Source organism: Segetibacter sp. (assembly GCF_025963695.1).
In the GTDB taxonomy this organism is placed as follows: domain Bacteria; phylum Bacteroidota; class Bacteroidia; order Chitinophagales; family Chitinophagaceae; genus Segetibacter.
Genome location: NZ_JAOQAH010000027.1, coordinates 26,203 through 44,728 on the forward strand (window position 1 = coordinate 26,203; position 18,526 = coordinate 44,728).

Here is an 18,526-nt window from a genome sequence, read left to right on the forward strand (position 1 = left end):
CAATTGAAATTGAAAAAAGCCAAAGGACCCTTAAGTATGACTAAAAGACTTTTTATAGTTATTCTCTCATTTTGTATTCTCCCTGTTTTATTTTCTTTTGTAACAGACCCCGTTAAACCGAACAAGAAACAAACACTAAAAACCATTATTATAGATGCAGGGCATGGACTACCGAACAGTAATGCCGAAGGCAAATACAGTTACGAGTCTCAACTGACGCTTGCAATGGCTTTAAAACTTAGTGAAAGACTTAAAGAAGTGTTGCCTGATTGTAATATTCTACTTACAAGAACCGATGAAAACCTGCCAGGCGGATTAAAGGATAAGAATATTGCTAACCGCTGGAGAGCAAACTTTGCAAATGAAAATCATGGTGATCTTTTTATATCTATTCACGTAAATGATTTAGAACCCCGATACCAAAGGAAAATAGAGGGCTACCGGGAAGAGACTTATACAGTAACTGTAGGGAAAGGCAAAAAGAAAAGAAGGGTGGAAAAAACAAGATCAGTTCCCATCTATAAATCGTACAAACTTTCCTGCGACAGAATGGGAACCGAAACCTATATATGGGCAGTTAACAAGTATGATCAGAAACAAAATGCGGTTGGATCAAGAGAGGGAGACCAGTTTGGTGAAAAGGACTCATCGGGTATGTTTGCAGAATCTCCTGACGCAAAAATTCTTGCTTCTTTAAGAACTAAAAAATATTTCGATCAGAGTCTTGCCATTGCCACATTTGTTGAGGAAGAATTTAAAAAAGAAGGCCGCACCAGTTACGGTGTTAAACAAAGAAACAATGAAGGTATTTGGGTATTGCAAGCTACCAACATGCCAAGCATATTAGTGGAAACAGGGTTTATCTGCAACTTCGAAGAAGAGGATTACATGAATAGCGAGAAAGGACAAAACGAAATCAGCTACGCATTAATGAGAGCTGTATTAAGATACAAGCAACTACTTGAAACAGGGTCAGGAGTACTAGCCGACCCCCCCAACGTAAATATATCTAAGCCACAATAGTAGTTTGTCGGAAAACTGGAGCACTTAATAAGATCCTCAGGTTTTTATTTCGACTATTATTGCTCGAGGTTATGCTGCAGAACGTTTTAACTCTGAGAATATCCACCTCCCCGTTTCAGACAAATGTTAATAAATACTCCTACCTGTTCAATACTTCTTCACTTTGTATCATAAAGAAGTATAATAAGACCAAGACCTGTACTTTTGCGAAAAACAGGCCGCTTTTTATTTTGCAGCCAGAACTATGAAAACAAGAGAAAGTATGATTGGAATAAGGCGAAAATCGGTTTTTGTTTTCAGCATGTTTTTTTTATGCATTCAAACTACTTACCTGTCAGGTTTTAAACCTGTTCAAAAAGCCAAACTAAAAAAAATAATCATTGATGCCGGTCATGGAGGCCACGATGTTGGCGCAGGTGGAAAGTATTCGAGAGAAAAAGATATTGCTTTAGGCGTAGCATTGAAGCTGGGCAAGCTTATAGAAAGTGAAATGCCTGAGATAGATGTAGTTCTTACACGCACGTCCGACATTTACCAATCGCCACCAACAAAAGCAAATATTGCAAATTTCAACAAAGGCGATCTGTTTATAAGTATCCATTGCAACAGTGCCGGCCCTATAAAACACACAGCGCTGTCGGGATATAAAACTGAGGTCTATTACACAGGTAAAGGAAGAAGAAAGAAAAAACATACACGTAAAATACCTCAATACAGAAACTGGACTACTCCAAATCCGGCTAAAGGAACTGAAACTTACATTTGGGGTGCTCACAAAAATGCGCTGAAAGAAAAGGCGATGCGTGAAAATGAATCGTTGTACCTGGATAGTGCTACTGCAAACTTCGTAAAAGACTTCAACACAAATTCTCCTGATCGAATGATCCTGTATTCTTTAAAAACTCAACAGTATTTTAACCGAAGTGCTAATCTTGCCTTAACTGTAGAAGAAGAATTTAAAAAAGTAGGGCGAATAAGCCGCCAGGCACAACAACGACAAGTAGGGATCTGGGTGCTACAAGCTGTCGCAATGCCGAGTATTTTAGTAGAGACCGGTTTTATAAGCAATCCTAATGAAGAAGAATACCTTAACAGCAATAACGGACAAAATGAAATTGCCCGTTGCATCGTTCAGGCCCTAAAGCGCTACAAGTACTCTATCGAGAATCAACAGGTAAAGAAATAACGGCCTTTTTACTAACATCCTTTTAATTACTACTTTTGCTTAGCATGACTTTTGCAATTATAGTCATCGAGGCCCTAAAGCCATTTTATAAAAGTATACTCCATGAAGATTAATAATGAAACGAAAGTTGGTGCACTTACAGCGTTGGCAATTACACTTTTAATACTGGGATTTAATTTTCTTAAAGGAAAAAGTCTTTTCAAAACGGGCAACTTTATATATGCTAAAGTAAAGCAAACAAAAGGTATAATGATATCAAACCCGGTTTACATTAATGGGTTACAGATAGGAAGTGTGTACGAATTAGAGGAAGCGAATAAGAACGTTGACACTATTATCATTTCCATAAAACTAGCAAAAGACATTAACATACCAGTTAACTCAATAGCTTCAATCAAAGATAATCCTTTAGGAACAGCAAGTATGGATATCAGCAGGGGTGACAGCAGAGTGTATCTTAAAAATCATGACACTATACCTACACTTGACAATCCAGGAATGTTAGGAACTATGACTGCAAAGCTAACGCCGGTGGTTGACCAGGTAAAGCTAACCTTGCAAACGCTTGATTCTGTTTTAAGAAACGCAAACAGCATTTTTGATCCCGCTACTAAAAACAATGTTCGTGAGGTCACCAGTAACATCAATCGTATTACTGCCAGCCTTTTAGTTTCCTCTGCAGCATTACAGTCTTTAATGAACCAACAAACGGGCGGGCTTGCTAAATCAATGGGCAATTTAAATACATTCACTTCTAATCTTGCAGGCAACAATGAAAAGATAAATGCTACAATGGCCAACCTTGAAAAGTCAACAAAAAATTTATCTAACGCAGATATAGATGGTACCATAGGTCAGTTAAGAGGTACCATAGAAAGACTTAATACTGCAGTAGAAAAAATCGATAGCAAAGAAGGGTCAATGGGCAGATTATTAAACGACAACCAGTTGTACGATAACCTTGCAAACACTACCCGCAGTCTTAATATTTTAATGGATGACATCCGTGTAAATCCTAAAAGGTATGTTAGCATTTCCATTTTTGGCGGCAAAGGCAAAAAGGAATATTTAACTTCACCATTGCCGGCAAAGGATACAATCGCTTCGGTAACAATGCAATGATTAAAAGTCTTTATTTATATCTAACATTTTTCTTCACTTCTTTAATTATCTCTTCCTTAGTATCGGCACAAGTGCAGGTACCTATTTCACCAGATACATCAAAAGGAAAAAAACTTGAGTTTGAAGCTGATCGCTATAACTTTATAAAGGTTGAAGGAACAGGCGATTTTGTTTCCCTTGCAGGGCATGTTAAGATGAAACAAGACCTTACACTCATCTATTGCGACAGTGCGGTTTTAAACCAGGCCACAAATACCGTCGAAGCTTTTGGAAACATCCACATCAACGACGCGGATAGCGTTCATACCTATTCCCAATATTTAAAATATCTAGGTAAAGAAAAAATGGCCTACCTGCGAAAGAAGGTAAAGCTTACAGATGGCAGGGCGGTTTTAACTACTGAGGAACTTGAATATAACACCTTTACTCATATTGGCACCTATGTAAAAGGAGGCAAAGTTGTGAATGGCACTACCGTTCTTACAAGTAGGGAAGGTTACTATTATGGTGACACAAGAGACATTTACTTCAAAAATAAAGTCTTTTTAAACGACCCGGAATACAAGGTTAACACCGACACTCTTCTCTACAATACATACACCCAGATAGCAAGGTTTACAGTGCCCACAAAAATTAAAACCGGCACCCGTACCGTAATTACCTCTGAGGGTTTCTATGACATGAAGAACAAAAAAGCAGTTTTTGGAAAAAGACCCGTGGTTGAAGATAAAGATTACACGTTGACTGCCGACGACCTTGCCTTTGATGATGCCACACATTTTGGCGAAGCACAAGGTAGCGTAGTATACAAAAGCAAGGATACTGCAAACAGATTTGCCATTCTTGCTAACAACATGAAATCAAACAATAATACGGGTAGTATACTGGCGACGCAAAAACCTCTCATGATCATTCAGCAGAAGAATGACACTGTATATGTCACCGCCGATACACTGTATTCAGGCAAATTAACTGAACTGGAAAAATTTAGAACTGTACCTGTTATCACCGATACCTTAAACAGGCGGGTAACTAAGCTGGCAACCGATAGCAACAGCAATCGTTTCTTTGAAGCTTATTTTAACGTAAAAGTATTTACAGACAGCCTGCAGGCGGTTGGTGATAGCTTGTTCTATAGTTTCCGTGATTCAACTTTTCGTTTTTTTAAGAACCCTGTTGTCTGGTCGCAGGAAAACCAGATTGTTGGCGATACTATATATCTCTTCACCGAAAATAAAAAGCCCAAAAGATTTTATGCTTTCGAAAATGCGCTGGCTATTAATAGGGTCGAAAAGAATTTGTATAACCAGTTTAAAGGCAATACGATTAATGGCATTTTCAAAAATGGCAACATTGATTTTGTAAGGGCTAAGGGCAATGCCGAAAACATTTATTATACTGCAGATGAACAAGGAGGTTTTATTGGTGCAAACCGTTCCACTTCAGATATAATAGATATTATTTTCCAGGAGAAGAAACCTTATAGGGTAACGTTTCTAGGCAACTTGCAAGGCACCATTTCGCCTATTAGACAAGTTGATAACAGCCAAATGAGAGTAAGGGGTTTTAGCTGGCTTGAGGCAAGAAGACCAAAAACGAAATATGACCTTCTAGGAAATTAAACCTTGAAAATTAGTGTATTAGTCAATTGAAGTGACCCTGTTATCAGCCTTTAATCATTATCAATCATTCTTGCGACGCTCCGTTTATCAGTAACTCAATATTCATCTTTCCTTGAGATCTTCCTTCTGCTATTGCTGTTAGTTTCAAAAAGGTTGGCCGGGTCTTTTAGATGATCTGTTGTACTAATTATTTACAATGAAATTCTCACCTACTGCGCAAACCCCTCTTGAATGGATTGCATTAAAAGCCGGCCTAGTTCCTACCCCACTGGCTTATTCGCACTTTGGTTTTATGATGAGCAAGTTTTTATTAGAGGCCGTCGACAAAGGAATTTTTGAAGCAATCGGACATCAGAAATTTTCTATAGAAAAAATATGCACTACATGTAATCTTAATGAAAAATCAGTTAAAAGTTTACTAGGTGTTCTTGCAACTATGGGTCTGGTCAGGCAAAACCAGCAGTTGTTTTACCTAACCCCGAAATCAAAAAAATGGATTCTTAAAGACAGTCCTTATTCTCTTTATTGGTTAATGATTTTCGACAACAGGGTTTGCATAAAGTGGATGGACTATGTAGGTACCTTTTTGGAAACCGGCAAAGGGTTGCAATACCACGAAACTTTAACCGAAGATGAATGGTTTTACTACCAGAAAGCAATGGAAGCTGCCGCATCTGTTACATCGAAAGAAGCTGTAACTAAAATCCCTGTTCCCGCCGGTGCAACCCGTATGCTGGATATTGGAGGCTCTCATGGTTTGTACTCTGTTGCTTTATGCAAAAAGTATTCAGGACTTACTTCAACTATTCTTGACCTACCTGCTGCAGTAGAAAAGGCTGCACCAATTTTAGAAAAATACAACACAGGTAACAAAGTAACCCATCAGCCAGGCAATGTTCTTACTGATGATTTAGGCAAGGAAAAATATGACGTAATAGTAATGGCAAGTGTTGCTCATCATTTTACCGCAGACGAAAATAAAGCAGTTGCAAAAAAGGCATATGATGCATTAAAACCAGGAGGGATATTTACAATCCTTGAAGTCTTAAGAGCAGACTCGGCAAAGTATAACGGAGACATGCTAAGTGCTATCGGAGATTTCTTTTTTGCGCTTAGCAGTACATCTGGCACATGGAGCCTTGCAGACATAACGCATTGGCAAAAAGAAGCTGGGTTTAGTCCTTATAAAAAGGCCACTTTTCTCACTATTCCCGGCTACATTGCAATAACCGGCAGAAAGTCGTAAGTTGATATGTCACCACTGCTTTCCATCTACCCGGCTGTAGGTCCAGACAAATCACCTTAACCAAGACACATGAATCTCAATCTGCTAATTCCTCTATTTATCATCGTCGTACTTTTTGTAATGGGTATTTGCATCGCGCAGGAATACGAACGTTCAATTGTATTTAGACTCGGAAGATTCAAAGAAATAAAAGGTCCCGGCCTGTTTTGGATCATACCCTTCATAGAAAAAAGAAGAACGATAGATATGCGGGTAAGAACCGTTGATCTGGAACAACAGGAAACAATTACAAAAGACAGCGTAACAATAAAAGTAAATGCTGTTCTTTGGTTTAGGGTAACTGATCCGGAAAAAGCAATAATAAAAGTGGCGGATTATAATAAAGCAGTATATCAATTTTCTGTTACGGCATTGCGAAATATAATAGGACAACATATACTGGACGAAGTGCTGAAGGAGCGCGAACAAATAAATAACACACTTCAGAAAATAGTAGATATTTCTACAGAACCATGGGGAATTAAAATAGAAATGGTGGAAATGAAAGATGTTGAAATACCAGAAGCAATGCAGCGAGCTATGGCAAGGGAAGCAGAAGCTATCAGGGAAAAACGTGCGCGGATCATTAAAGCCGAAGCTGAGTTGGAAGCATCGATCAAATTAACACAGGGAGCAAAACAGATGGAAGGCAGCCCCATAGCCCTTGAGTTAAGACGCATGCAAATGCTTTCAGAAATCGGAATAGACAACAACACTACTACCGTGATTTTGATGCCGTCGGATTTCACAAATGCTGCAAGAAGTTTTACTGAGATGGTGAAGAAACAAAACGAAAAAACCGGGTAAGTCTTATTGCACGAGTTAGTATAGTGATGTTTTATATCAATTGACTTTACGCATAAAGACCTGGCTAAAGCTGCTTACCTATAACTTTAGAAACATTTTATATGGCTAGAAAAATTCAACTTGAAAGTTTTAAAATCGTAGGGATTTCAGTTGGTACTACTAACGAGAATGGCAAGGCATCCACGGACTTAGGGAACCTTTGGCAAAAGTTTTATTCTGAAAACATCTCTTCCAAAATATTAAATAAGGCAGATAATGATCTCTATTCGCTTTATACTGATTATGAACTAGATTATACTGCTGGCTATACAGCCATTCTTGGGCATAAAGTAAGTTCACTTGATAACATTCCTGAAGGGCTTACAGGACATGAGATTACGGGCGGATCTTATTTAGTATTTGAAGCAAAAGGCGAAAAGCCAATGGCCGTAATTAATACCTGGAAAGAGATATGGGACAAGGACAAAGAACTAAACAGGCTATATTCGACCGACTTTGAAGTTTACGGAGATAAATCTCAAGACGACCTTAATAGTGTAGTCGACATATACATTGCAATGAAGTAAGAAACAGTTTAAAAGCTGGTTTTTTCAGGGTTAAGTACTTTTTGCTTCGGAAAGCTTGTGGCTGCTTAATGTTTTGAAGTACAAGTGAGTGACACAACAATGCGCAATTCTATTCAACCGCTGGTTACAAAAAGACTAAATTTTTAGTGATTTTTTGATAAGGTTGAAACAATAAGTTTATTTAGCAGATTAAACGTTTTGTTTTATGAAGTTTCGATCGGTAGGGTTTGTGGTCTGTTTTCTTCTGATTATTGTCAACTTTTCTATAAGTGCACAACCTGCAACACCTAAAAAACTTGCAGTTTCACCTAAGGTAAAAATGGGCAAATTAGCCAACGGCCTTACCTATTACATCCGCAAAAATCAGGAGCCCAAAAACAGGGCAGAGCTTCGACTGGTAGTTAAAGCCGGTTCTATACTTGAAACGGACAAGCAAGTGGGTCTTGCCCATTTTGCAGAGCACATGGCTTTTAATGGAACTAAAAATTTTAAAAAGCAGGAACTGGTTGATTTCCTGGAAAAAAGCGGTGTAAACTTTGGCGCTGACATAAATGCTTCCACTTCTTTTGACGAGACTATTTATATGCTTCAGTTACCAACAGATAGCCAGTTGGTGTTTAAAAAAGGGTTTCAAATTCTGGAAGACTGGGCACACAACGTGACTTTCGAGAACAGTGAAATAGATAAGGAAAGAGGTGTTATAATTGAAGAATGGCGGTTGGGACAGGGAGCAAATGAACGCCTGAGAGCAAAATACTTTCCTGTTCTTTTAAAAGGGTCGAGGTATGCAGTTCGAAACCCGATTGGTACAAGGGAAAACTTAGACACCTTTAAGTATGAAGCGGTAAAACAGTTTTATAAGGATTGGTATCGGCCAAACCTGCAAGCTGTAGTGGTTGTTGGTGATGTGAACGTTGCTGAGGTAGAACAAATGATAAAACAGCACTTTGCTGGCATTCGTGGTCCTGTTAATCCGAAACCGCGGATTAAGTATGGTGTGCCTGCGCAAAAAGAAACTCAAACAACTATTCTTACTGACCCCGAGCAGGCTTACAACCAGGTAATGATGTTTTACAAACAGCCATCGATTGGTGAAGCTCAAACCGAATGGGAATACAGGGCGTCTATTGTACGCGGCCTTTTTAATTCGATGATGAGTAGCCGGCTACAGGAACTTGCCCAAAAACCTGATGCACCGTTTTTATTTGGTGGCAGCAGCTATGGAAAGCTTATAGGTGACAAGGATGCATTAACACTAATGGCCGTAGCAAAGAATGGAAAAGCCATCGCACGGGCAACAGAGACAGTATTGCAGGAAAATGAACGAGTTCGTCAAAACGGGTTTACACAAAGTGAATTAGAAAGAGCCAAAGTAGCTGTTTTGTCGTCAATGGAAAATAGTTATAACGAACGTAATAAAACAAAATCGGCAGAACTGATTGAAGAACTTATCAGGAACTTTCTTACCAATGAACCAATCCCTGGGATAGAAAAAGAATTTGCAATGTTTAAGCAATTCATTCCGGGCATCAAGCTTTCAGAAGTCAACAGTTTAATAACTCAGTGGATACAACCAACAGACAGGGCAATCATTGTTACGGCACCGGAGTCAGAAAAAAACAATTTAATTAGTGAACCTGAAATACTTGCACTGGTAAATAAAAAGCACGGAACTTTAAAACCGTATGAAGATAAAGTTATGCAAGGCTCTTTCCTGGCTAAAGTACCGGTAGCAGGTAAAATAGTTGATGAAAAAAAGTTAGATGAATTGGGTGTTACAGAGCTAACACTATCTAACGGAGCGAAAGTAATTTTGAAACCTACCGATTTTAAAAACGATGAGATACTGATTTCAGCAATCAGCAGAGGAGGCTCTTCACTTTATAGTGATTCAGATTACCTGTCTGCATCAAATGCTACAACCATAGCTCTTTACGGCGGTATAGGTAATTACGACGTAATGAGTTTACAAAAAGCACTCACCGGAAAACAGGTTTCAATAGCACCTTCTATTGGCGCATATTCTGAAGGCATCAGTGGCAGCACTACACCAAAAGATCTTGCTACTGCCTTTCAATTAATTTACGGTTATTTTACCCAGCCGCGTAAAGACAGCTCAATGTTTGAGGTACTGAAACAACAGCTTTCTGCTTCGCTTGCTAACAAAGGAAAAGATCCCGGTTCTGTTTTTGGAGATTCTGTTAGTTACATTATGTCTAACTATCATCCCCGTAGAAAACCGCTTTCGCTGGATAGAGTTGGCGAGATAAAGTTGGACAGGGCTTTTTCAGTTTACCAGGACCGCTTTGCAGATGCCAGTGATTTCATTTTCACTATTGTTGGAAATTTTAAGCTGGATAGCCTTAAACCAGTCATCGAAACTTATATCGCGTCTCTTCCTGCAATGAACAGGAAAGAAACCTGGAAAGACATTGGTGTTCGGTTTCCTACAGGTGTAGTTAGTAAGGTAATCAACAAAGGAAAAGATCAAAAAAGTTCAGTTCGCTTAACGTTTACCGGTATAACGGAGTATAGTGACATGGAAGCTACCCAGTTGGACCAGGTGGCAAAAGTGCTGGAGATAAGGCTGAGAGAAATTTTGCGTGAAGACCAGGGCGGTGTATATGGCGTAGGGGTTGGTGCTAATATTAATCGTGAGCCAATTAATAGCTACAGTGTTACTGTTTCGTTTGGTTGCGCACCCGAAAACGTTGAAAAGCTTTCAGGACTTGTTTTAGACGAGATTAAAAAAATGAAAGCAAATGGTGGAAGTCAGATTAATGTAGATAAGGTAATTGCTGAAGATACTCGCGGACTGGAGACAGGGGTGAAAGAAAATAACTATTGGTTGTACAACTTACAAAGCAAGTATTATCATAACGAAGACGCAAAAACCATTCTGCAAGACCCTCAAATGGTTAGAAAATTAACGGTTGAAAGAACAAAAGAAATGGCAAACAAGTATTTTAACCTTAACAACATGGCAAAAATTGTTCTAATGCCCGAAGGTAAATAGAGTGCTTTTTTCACTTAATTCACGGGTAACAAAAGTAATTTATTAAAGAACAGCTTCAAATATTACCGACTGCGGCGACGCCGATCCTTTAAACCAACACCTATTTTTGTCTACTGCATGCAACCTAACGTATCTCCGTTCTATCTGAACCTAATACAACATCTGTAGTTTATTAAAAAAGTCCTTAAAACGAGATGGCAAGGTTCTGGTAAGATTGCATAAATCCCATTGGTTCTAGCCTTACTTGCCAAATATCCTATTTAAAAGCTCACTTTTTTTATTTATCGCGATGAAGGTAATTTTTAAATAAAATCACTGTATGATAAAGTGGGTAGTGAGACTTGCGTTTTTAACTATACTATTAGGGTTAATTGGAAGCATTATGATCGTGACGAACATGTATTATAAGAACGAAGAAAGTGTAACACAGGAACTTAAGGATACAACCGCAGATCATTTTAAAACTGATACTCCAAAAATTGAACTCTCACAAAAACAAACGGAAAAGATAGACACAAGTCCCTTACTTCCCTCACCCGTTTTGTCGAAAAAAGATAGTGTAGATCGGAAGCAAAACAGCCTGGTTGAAAAGCAGGAAAAAGCAGATACGACAAAAGTTCTCAAAAAAGAAGAGAAAAAAATCGAAACGGCGGCCATTCGTGCAGAAATCAAAAAAAACAAGGAAGCTAAAATATCGCCTAAAGAAAAACTATTCACACCAGTTGAACTTCAACGCTTAGTCAACAGAATTAATACAGTTAAAGCAAAAAATAAGAATACAGCAAACTGCATTCAAATGCACATTACTGAAGAAGGTAATAGCAGGCGAACGATCGCTCAAATTGAAACCTACCTTAAAAGCAACCATTTTACCATAGCCGGAAGAGAAGTAGTTTCAAAAAAAGCAAAAGGCATACAAATCCGACGTGTAGGACCATGCATGAGAATTACTATCGGTTCCTTTTAATTATGGTATTATTCACTACGCTTGCCACTCTTACTACTTGCAAGCAACCCAGCCGGCACTTTTAAGGCCCCAGTCTCCTCATCAATCAAGCCATTTCTTTCATCTTCTATATTGGTGGCTTGTGTATAAACATCACCTGCTATAGGTCGTTTTCTCAATTCATCTTTAAATAGACTAATTTGCTTAGCCCGTTCGGCGTCGTCGTTCGGCCCGCCATAATCAATAAAGCCAAAACCGCCCCATTCGCTCACTATTAAAGGAACTTGGTTACGATAGAAAAAAGGATCTCCGACTACCAGCGGAAAAGCTGCCACTCCCACCATTTGCCCAGATACAAGCTGGTCAAGCATTTGCCGCCATCGTTGAATGTCGGGAGTGTACAAGTGCGCTGTCAGCAGATCCGACTTCAACCGACCTTCGTAAGAAATGTGCTGCCATCCATCGTTATCTACCACTAAAAATTGCGGATGCGCTAACTGCATATAATGGTACATATCCATTATATATTGTCGGGTGTCAGGATTTGTAGCAATATCCTGCGCCCCCCAATCCTCATTATACAAACTCCATATAATTACAGAAGGATGCGTGCCTATGAGCGCCAGCATCCTCATTAACTCATCGCGGTGATTTTCCCTGCTTTTAAAATTCGACCTGTGCGGACTTGGAACCTCAACCCAAAGTAACATTCCCATTTTATCTGCCAGATTATAAATCCGGGGGTCAACTCCCGAAATGTGAATCCTTACCAGGTTGCATCCCAACTCCTTCATCGCATACATGTGCCTTTTAATTTGCTCGTAAGTCGCCTCCCCTGGCTGATAAAGAATTCCATCAAGGTAAATGGGCTTGTTATTTAGGTAGACACAACACCCCCTCGACTCAATTTTCCGCAGCCCAAAATAGGTTTCAATTTCTGCTTTCTCCCCTTTCGAATTAATTAATTCTGCAACCAGGCGGTACAAATGAGGGTGTTCTATCGACCACAACTTAGCATCCGGAATTTCAATAACAACGCGCTGCCTTTTTTGCCCTGCTTCCAGGGTAAGAGGAAAATCATCCGTGGCAATCGGTTCATTCGATTCCTGCTTCCTGTTAAATATTTTCAACCTGATCACATATTCGCCGGGGTCGTGAATGCGGGTGGTAAGGTTAAACCTCACAAGGTTATCTTCTACAATAGAAACGACGCCCACACGCGAACGAAGACGGTTACGTTCAACAGTTTCAAGCCATATACTGCGAACTGCCCCCGTATATGTTTGGTACCAGATCCCCCCTCTTTTATATACGTGCGACTCCTGCTTACCTCTTGTTGTATCCGCATCCATTGTATCGGCAATGCGAACTGTGAGGCGGTTTACCGGTTGTAGCGTTTCTTCGGGCAATTCGTATGAAAAGGAGGTATATTCTCCTACATGCACCAATTCACCTTCAACCGTCTTCAACGGAATTCCATTAAGCCAAACCTGCGTTTCATATCCACATGCACCAAAGGTCAATTGTAGCATAGCATGTTCTGCACCGCTACCATTAACACGAACTGGCAATGGAAATTCCCGCTCATACCAGGCAACCACTTTATCTTGCCAGGCCTTTACAGCCTGCTGTCCTTTTGCTGCCGCTATATGATCTTCTATTGATCCTGGCCAGTTCGCCTTATCCTGGTAATCATGGCTAATGTACCATGCATCTGCCAATCCTTTGTCGTCCGCATCAAGAGAAAACTTCCATTCGCCATCTAGCAGTATTGGAGCGTTTGGCCTTACAACAGCTCTTGGTAGTGGGTTTACAAAATTATCTTCTGCAAAAACTTCTTCTTTACTCTTCGATGTACTATAGTTAGGATGAATTGCTTCCATACTTTCAAAAAAATGTGTGTTATTATTATATACTAGCTCTGATCCAAACGGTTTGTTGTTGGGTTGTAATTTTTATTCGCCCACAATTTGTTTTTAACCCATCATCGTTGCGACGCTCCTTTCAACTTTTTGTTCTGCCCCAACTTTTATTGCGTTTTGCTTACTAAAGCTACTCGATATCAAATAATTGACTCATCAAAATTTAATTAGAGCAACTCCTCTTATAAAACGCCTTAGCAGCCTGCAATATTGATTCCATGTTTATAAAACTAATATTTAAAAATATTCTTCGGCCACAAAAACCGGCAAATAAAGTAGAATAGTAGCGGGCTTTACAAAAGCAATATTTTAAATACTTTAGCCAAAACCGGGTCAACGAAAGGAAACGTTCTTTTTAAACTTATTTTTATAAACAGCTAAGAATACAAACAATAACCAATTATGAAAAAAGCGCTCCTTCTTTTGATGATTTTCTTCCCTTTATTCATCCTTGCACAACAAGAAGATTCTGTGTGGTTTGCTCAACACTATGCTAAAAAAGAAGTAACAATTCCTATGAGGGACGGAATTAAACTGTTTACTTCAATTTACTATCCTATTGATAAAAATGAAAAGCACCCAATTCTGCTAACAAGAACACCCTACTCCTGTGCTCCATATGGAAGTGATAAGTTGGATGCAGCAAATTGGTATTCTTATAAGAAGAACTACGCCAGGGAAGGTTACATTTTAATAAAACAAGATGTGCGGGGAAGATGGATGAGCGAAGGAAGCTTCGTAAATGTTCGTCCATTTAATGCTAACAAAAAAAACAGCGAAATAGACGAAGCTTCGGATAGCTACGATACAATTGACTGGTTAATTAAAAATCTGGAAAACAACAACGGGAAGGTTGGAGTCTTCGGTATTTCGTATCCCGGGTTCTATTCTACAATGGCTGCTGCAAGCAATCATCCGGCATTAATGGCTGTTAGTCCGCAAGCGCCCGTTACGAACTGGTTTATCGGCGACGACTTTCATCACAATGGTGCTTTTTTCCAGATGGATGCTTTTGATTTTTATTCTGCACTAGGTTCTGGCTTTGGCCAGCCCCATCCAAAGCCGACAGCCATACCTGCAAATAGCATTGGTTACCCTATTCACGACAACTATCATTTTTACCTTACAACAGGCACACTTGCAAACCTTACCAAGAAGCTAGGCGACTCGGTTGCCTTTTGGAAAGACCTTATGAGCCACCCTAACTACGATACCTTTTGGCAAGCACGTGATGCGCGAAACGCAACAAAAAATGTAAAGCCTGCTATGTTATGGGTAGGCGGATTGTTTGATGCAGAAGACAACTGGGGTGCATGGAATTCATATAAGGCAGCAGAGGCAAATAATAAAGGGAAAGATTTCAATAAATTGGTGATGGGGCCGTGGTACCACGGGCAATGGGCCAGCAATGATGGAACGCACCTTGGAAATGTAGCATTTGGAAGCAATACGGCTACCTGGTACCAGGAGAATATCGAAATTCCTTTTTTCAATTACTACCTTAAAGGCAAAGGCGACATTTCAAAGATTTCAGAGGCTACTATTTTCCTATCAGGCTCCAATGAATGGAAGCAGTTTGCCCAATGGCCACCGGCGGAAAAACAAGAAAAAGTCCTCTACTTACAATCCAACGGAAAACTAAGCTGGAGCATTCCAACGAATATTAATGGTTTTACAAGCTACCTGAGCGATCCTTCGAAACCGGTACCTTATACTGAAGATGTTCATTTTAACCGTACCCGTAACTATATGACCGACGACCAACGCTTTGCCTCCAGAAGGCCAGATGTATTGGTTTTTCAAACAGATACATTAAATGAAGATGTTACAGTTGCCGGAAATGTAGTGGCCGATTTAATAACAAGTATTTCAACAACCGATGCAGACTTTGTTGTTAAGCTAATAGATGTTTTTCCGGATTATCTTTCTTACACGCCTATAGATATTTATGCTGAAAAAGACGCGGAAAGCAAGTATCCAATGGGCGGATACCAGATGTTGGTACATGGCGAAATTTTCAGAGGCAGGTTTAGAAACAGCTACGAGAAACCCCAAGCATTCACGCCTGGCAAAATAGATGAAGTAAAATATAAACTAGGCGATGTTGCGCATACTTTTAAAAAAGGACACAGAATTATGATACAAATTCAAAGTAGCTGGTTTCCATTAGCAGACCGTAACCCGCAAAAGTTTGTTGATATTTATCATGCAAAAGAATCGGACTTTCAAAAGGCGACTATCAATATTTTTCACAATAAAACAGGAAGCAGCAAAATTATACTGCCGGTGCTTAAGTAGCTGACTAATTAAATAACAGTACAAGAGTGCGACGCAAGAATGTTGAATTGCGGTTCTTCGCCGGAATACAAAAAATTACTGGCAGCTTTCTGTGCATTTCACCTTTTAGTAGTAAAAGAGCCATTTACCCCTGTCGTAAATGGCTCTTAACATTAACCAATATTAGCTAAGTATTTCGGTGCTTTTCTAGCCTTTGTTGCCTGCTCAAAAGCATAAGCGATACTTAAAACCGGGCCTTCTGAATAAGCAGTGCCAAAAATAGAAAAGCCCACAGGCAGTTCATGTACAAAGCCCATAGGAACAGTTATATGCGGATAACCAGCCATGGCAGCGGGAGACGAAAACGAAAAACCGGTACTATAATCACCATTAATAATATCAATGCAGCCAGCCGGACCACTGGTAATACCGCAAATTGCGTCTAACTTGTTTTGCTGAAAAAGTTCGTCAATAATTTTTCGCGAAGAGGTCGATTTGGTCAGCGCATCCTTATACTCTTTGCTGTCGAGCCCCGATTTTGCGTCTGAACTAATGAGTGTTTCCTGTTTAAAGAAAGGCATTGCAATTGCTTCATTCTTGTTGTTGTAACCGATTACTTCTTTTAATGATTTTACAGGGGCATTTGCAGTAGCCAAATAGCTATTGAGGCCGTCTTTAAATTCATATTGTAATACTTCGTAACTAGCTTCTCCTAACGGGCGGGTTAACTTCAGTAATTCAACTTCAACAATTGTAGCACCCTTTTCTTTAAGCACGGTAATGGCCTGATTAAAAAGCCCAACCACCTTTGCATTTCCCTTTAAGAAAGACGCTTCTACCCCAATCCGTTTTCCTTTTAAACCATCTGGATCTAAAAATTTCGTATAGTCTTTTTGAAATTTTCCCTGGCTTTGCTGCGTAACAGCGTCAGCGGGATCGAGCCCCGTAAGTGCAGATAAGAGGATGGCTGCATCTCTTACTGTTCTCGTCATTGGGCCTGCTGTATCCTGAGTTGCAGAAATAGGTATAATTCCTGAACGACTCCACAAACCAACGGTTGGCTTAAAGCCTACAAGCCCGTTAGTAGATGCCGGACTAACGATGGAACCATTTGTTTCGGTGCCAATAGCAACAGCGCAAAGGCTGGCTGCCGAAGCTGAACCAGAACCCGCGCTTGAACCAGATGGATTTCGATTTAGAATGTAAGGACACTTTGTTTGTCCTCCCCTGCTACTCCACGCACTTGTTGAACGTGACGAGCGGAAGTTTGCGAACTCGCTTAGATTGGTTTTACCTAAAATAACAGCCCCTGCCTCACGCAGTTGCTTCACTATAAATGCATCTTTTGAGGCCTTATTTCCTACCAATGCAAGCGAGCCCGCAGTCGTCATCATTTTATCGGCGGTGTCAATATTATCTTTAATCAAAACTGGTATTCCATGAAGTGGACCTCGCACTTTACCTGCTTTTCTTTCAGCGTCCATTGCTTCAGCGATAGTAATAGCATCAGGATTTACTTCGATTACACTGTTGATTGCCGGGCCTTTTTTATCTACATCTTCAATTCTTTTTAAATACCCTTTTGTTATTGCTTTCGATGTCAAAGTTCCACTTCGCATTTTTTGTTGCAACTCATCGATTGTCACTTCAACCAGGTCACTATCTTTTAATGCAAACCTTGTTAATGCACCTTCACTGTCGTCAGATGCTGCATGGGCCGTTCCTGTTACAATAGCAGGCAAAGTAAAACCTGCTAAAGATCCGTTCTTTAAGAAATGTCGTCTGTTCATTGTATTTACATTAATTAACGATGAAGATATAATCACCAAAAAATTGAAGATAATAACAAAAAGCACGACAAAAGGAAGGCTTTGATAAAGTTCAATCTATAAAAAGCAAAAAAAACCGCACTAGCTTCAAAGATGGTTATTTTTTATACGTCGGAGCTCAACTGACAAACATTTTACAAGGATCTTTACTGGTGTGACTTGTCAAGTTCCAAACTGTTCTGCAAGCCTTATAAAAGCAAGATCTTTGAGCTTTAAAGCGTTACGAATCTTTTATTTGAATAGTTGAGTAAAAAAAAGTAATTTAATAGTATTAAAACGGCCATATGACACAGCACTCCATCTCGCGCGTTGCAGTAATTATATTAGGGGTTATAATGATTTTATTTGGTGTATATCATTTCATGAGACCAGATAATTTAATTGTATTTGTACCCGATTTCCTGCCCGGAAAAAAGTTATTGGTTTACCTGGTGGGCCTTGCCTTTATTCTTACGGGGTTTGCTTTTATCGCCCACAAATTCGTGCAAACGGCCGGCTATGTGCTCGCCGCTTTACTCATTATCTTCGTTCTATCGATACACCTTCCTAACTACCTTGGTGCCGCAGATTCTGATATGAAATCTATGGCTTTCGTGAACATGTTGAAAGATACGGCCCTTGCTGCCTTTGCTATGTATATCGGCAGTGAAGCAAGAAATCTGGACTGATTTGAATGAGTAGCAGCATTCGGAAAATTTTAAAACGAAGCATCGCCACGAAAGCGGGGACTGTTTCTATTGCCAATAGCTAAGTTTCGTCTCAGAAGCCTGTTGTCTACAAAGTAATTAAAATACGCATAAACGCCCAGCCTTTCCAGCATATACACTGCCCTCTTCAGAAGGTCTACAACGCCTTTTATAAAAAGTGAAAATAATAAATTACTCCTCTGCCAAACTGGCATTTCCCTTTAATTATCCTATTTTTG

General features: G+C 39.6%; 14 protein-coding genes. 11 read left to right on the top strand and 3 right to left on the bottom strand.

The genetic code is table 11. From position 1 onward, the window contains the following. The first annotated feature begins 36 nt into the window (after positions 1-36). The 9 genes from JWR87_RS03190 to JWR87_RS03230 all read left to right on the top strand — a co-directional run bounded on the left by JWR87_RS03190 (position 37) and on the right by JWR87_RS03230 (position 11,594). Positions 37-1,023 carry an N-acetylmuramoyl-L-alanine amidase gene (locus JWR87_RS03190; protein WP_297815509.1) on the top strand — a complete coding sequence of 329 codons (987 nt, stop codon included), beginning with the start codon at positions 37-39 and terminating at the stop codon, positions 1,021-1,023. 244 nt (positions 1,024-1,267) lie between these two features. Continuing rightward, positions 1,268-2,209, top strand: a complete 942-nt coding sequence (locus JWR87_RS03195; RefSeq protein WP_297815511.1) for an N-acetylmuramoyl-L-alanine amidase — start codon at positions 1,268-1,270, stop codon at positions 2,207-2,209. A gap of 102 nt (positions 2,210-2,311) precedes the next feature. Then, positions 2,312-3,331, top strand: coding sequence for an MlaD family protein (locus JWR87_RS03200; protein ID WP_297815513.1), 1,020 nt, complete (start codon positions 2,312-2,314; stop codon positions 3,329-3,331). Then, a complete protein-coding gene (locus JWR87_RS03205; protein WP_297815515.1) occupies positions 3,328-4,953 on the top strand; it encodes an OstA-like protein in 1,626 nt (541 codons plus the stop codon). Before JWR87_RS03200 ends, JWR87_RS03205 begins: the two co-directional genes overlap by 4 nt. Positions 4,954-5,149: 196 nt before the next feature. After that, a complete protein-coding gene (locus JWR87_RS03210) occupies positions 5,150-6,199 on the top strand; it encodes a class I SAM-dependent methyltransferase (RefSeq protein WP_297815517.1) in 1,050 nt (349 codons plus the stop codon). Between the two features lie 69 nt (positions 6,200-6,268). After that, a complete protein-coding gene (locus JWR87_RS03215) occupies positions 6,269-7,045 on the top strand; it encodes a slipin family protein (protein WP_297815519.1) in 777 nt (258 codons plus the stop codon). 101 nt (positions 7,046-7,146) lie between these two features. Then, positions 7,147-7,611, top strand: a complete 465-nt coding sequence (locus JWR87_RS03220) for a GyrI-like domain-containing protein (RefSeq protein ID WP_297815521.1) — start codon at positions 7,147-7,149, stop codon at positions 7,609-7,611. Between the two features lie 205 nt (positions 7,612-7,816). Then, a complete protein-coding gene (locus tag JWR87_RS03225; RefSeq protein ID WP_297815523.1) occupies positions 7,817-10,627 on the top strand; it encodes a M16 family metallopeptidase in 2,811 nt (936 codons plus the stop codon). 319 nt (positions 10,628-10,946) lie between these two features. Further along, positions 10,947-11,594 (top strand): hypothetical protein, encoded by a 648-nt coding sequence (locus JWR87_RS03230; protein WP_297815525.1) that lies wholly within the window; start codon positions 10,947-10,949, stop codon positions 11,592-11,594. Positions 11,595-11,602: 8 nt separating this feature from the next. Here JWR87_RS03230 and JWR87_RS03235 read toward each other — a convergent pair whose 3' ends face one another. Beyond that, complete coding sequence (locus tag JWR87_RS03235; RefSeq protein ID WP_297815527.1) at positions 11,603-13,456, bottom strand: sugar-binding domain-containing protein; 1,854 nt, start codon at positions 13,454-13,456, stop codon at positions 11,603-11,605. A gap of 441 nt (positions 13,457-13,897) precedes the next feature. Between JWR87_RS03235 and JWR87_RS03240 the strand changes: the two genes are divergently transcribed. Next, positions 13,898-15,793, top strand: coding sequence for a CocE/NonD family hydrolase (locus JWR87_RS03240; RefSeq protein WP_297815529.1), 1,896 nt, complete (start codon positions 13,898-13,900; stop codon positions 15,791-15,793). Between the two features lie 152 nt (positions 15,794-15,945). Here the strand turns inward: JWR87_RS03240 and JWR87_RS03245 are convergent, their stop codons facing one another. Continuing rightward, positions 15,946-17,562: an amidase gene (locus JWR87_RS03245; protein WP_297815531.1), complete on the bottom strand. Its 1,617-nt coding sequence runs from the start codon at positions 17,560-17,562 to the stop codon at positions 15,946-15,948. Positions 17,563-17,885: 323 nt separating this feature from the next. On the opposite strand from JWR87_RS03245, the gene JWR87_RS03250 reads away from it, so the two are divergent. Further along, positions 17,886-18,269 carry a hypothetical protein gene (locus tag JWR87_RS03250; protein ID WP_297815533.1) on the top strand — a complete coding sequence of 128 codons (384 nt, stop codon included), beginning with the start codon at positions 17,886-17,888 and terminating at the stop codon, positions 18,267-18,269. A 29-nt stretch (positions 18,270-18,298) separates the two neighbouring features. Here the strand turns inward: JWR87_RS03250 and JWR87_RS03255 are convergent, their stop codons facing one another. Continuing rightward, a complete protein-coding gene (locus tag JWR87_RS03255; protein WP_297815535.1) occupies positions 18,299-18,502 on the bottom strand; it encodes a hypothetical protein in 204 nt (67 codons plus the stop codon). Positions 18,503-18,526: the final 24 nt, after the last annotated feature.

Coding starts and splice junctions, on each gene's coding strand:
- JWR87_RS03200 (WP_297815513.1), top strand. CDS start 2,312: ATGAAGATTAATAATGAAACGAAAGTTGGTGCACTTACAGCGTTGGCA.
- JWR87_RS03215 (WP_297815519.1), top strand. CDS start 6,269: ATGAATCTCAATCTGCTAATTCCTCTATTTATCATCGTCGTACTTTTT.
- JWR87_RS03230 (WP_297815525.1), top strand. CDS start 10,947: ATGATAAAGTGGGTAGTGAGACTTGCGTTTTTAACTATACTATTAGGG.
- JWR87_RS03225 (WP_297815523.1), top strand. CDS start 7,817: ATGAAGTTTCGATCGGTAGGGTTTGTGGTCTGTTTTCTTCTGATTATT.
- JWR87_RS03255 (WP_297815535.1), bottom strand. CDS start 18,502: ATGCCAGTTTGGCAGAGGAGTAATTTATTATTTTCACTTTTTATAAAA.
- JWR87_RS03235 (WP_297815527.1), bottom strand. CDS start 13,456: ATGGAAGCAATTCATCCTAACTATAGTACATCGAAGAGTAAAGAAGAA.
- JWR87_RS03250 (WP_297815533.1), top strand. CDS start 17,886: ATGACACAGCACTCCATCTCGCGCGTTGCAGTAATTATATTAGGGGTT.
- JWR87_RS03195 (WP_297815511.1), top strand. CDS start 1,268: ATGAAAACAAGAGAAAGTATGATTGGAATAAGGCGAAAATCGGTTTTT.
- JWR87_RS03190 (WP_297815509.1), top strand. CDS start 37: ATGACTAAAAGACTTTTTATAGTTATTCTCTCATTTTGTATTCTCCCT.
- JWR87_RS03210 (WP_297815517.1), top strand. CDS start 5,150: ATGAAATTCTCACCTACTGCGCAAACCCCTCTTGAATGGATTGCATTA.
- JWR87_RS03205 (WP_297815515.1), top strand. CDS start 3,328: ATGATTAAAAGTCTTTATTTATATCTAACATTTTTCTTCACTTCTTTA.
- JWR87_RS03220 (WP_297815521.1), top strand. CDS start 7,147: ATGGCTAGAAAAATTCAACTTGAAAGTTTTAAAATCGTAGGGATTTCA.
- JWR87_RS03240 (WP_297815529.1), top strand. CDS start 13,898: ATGAAAAAAGCGCTCCTTCTTTTGATGATTTTCTTCCCTTTATTCATC.
- JWR87_RS03245 (WP_297815531.1), bottom strand. CDS start 17,562: ATGAACAGACGACATTTCTTAAAGAACGGATCTTTAGCAGGTTTTACT.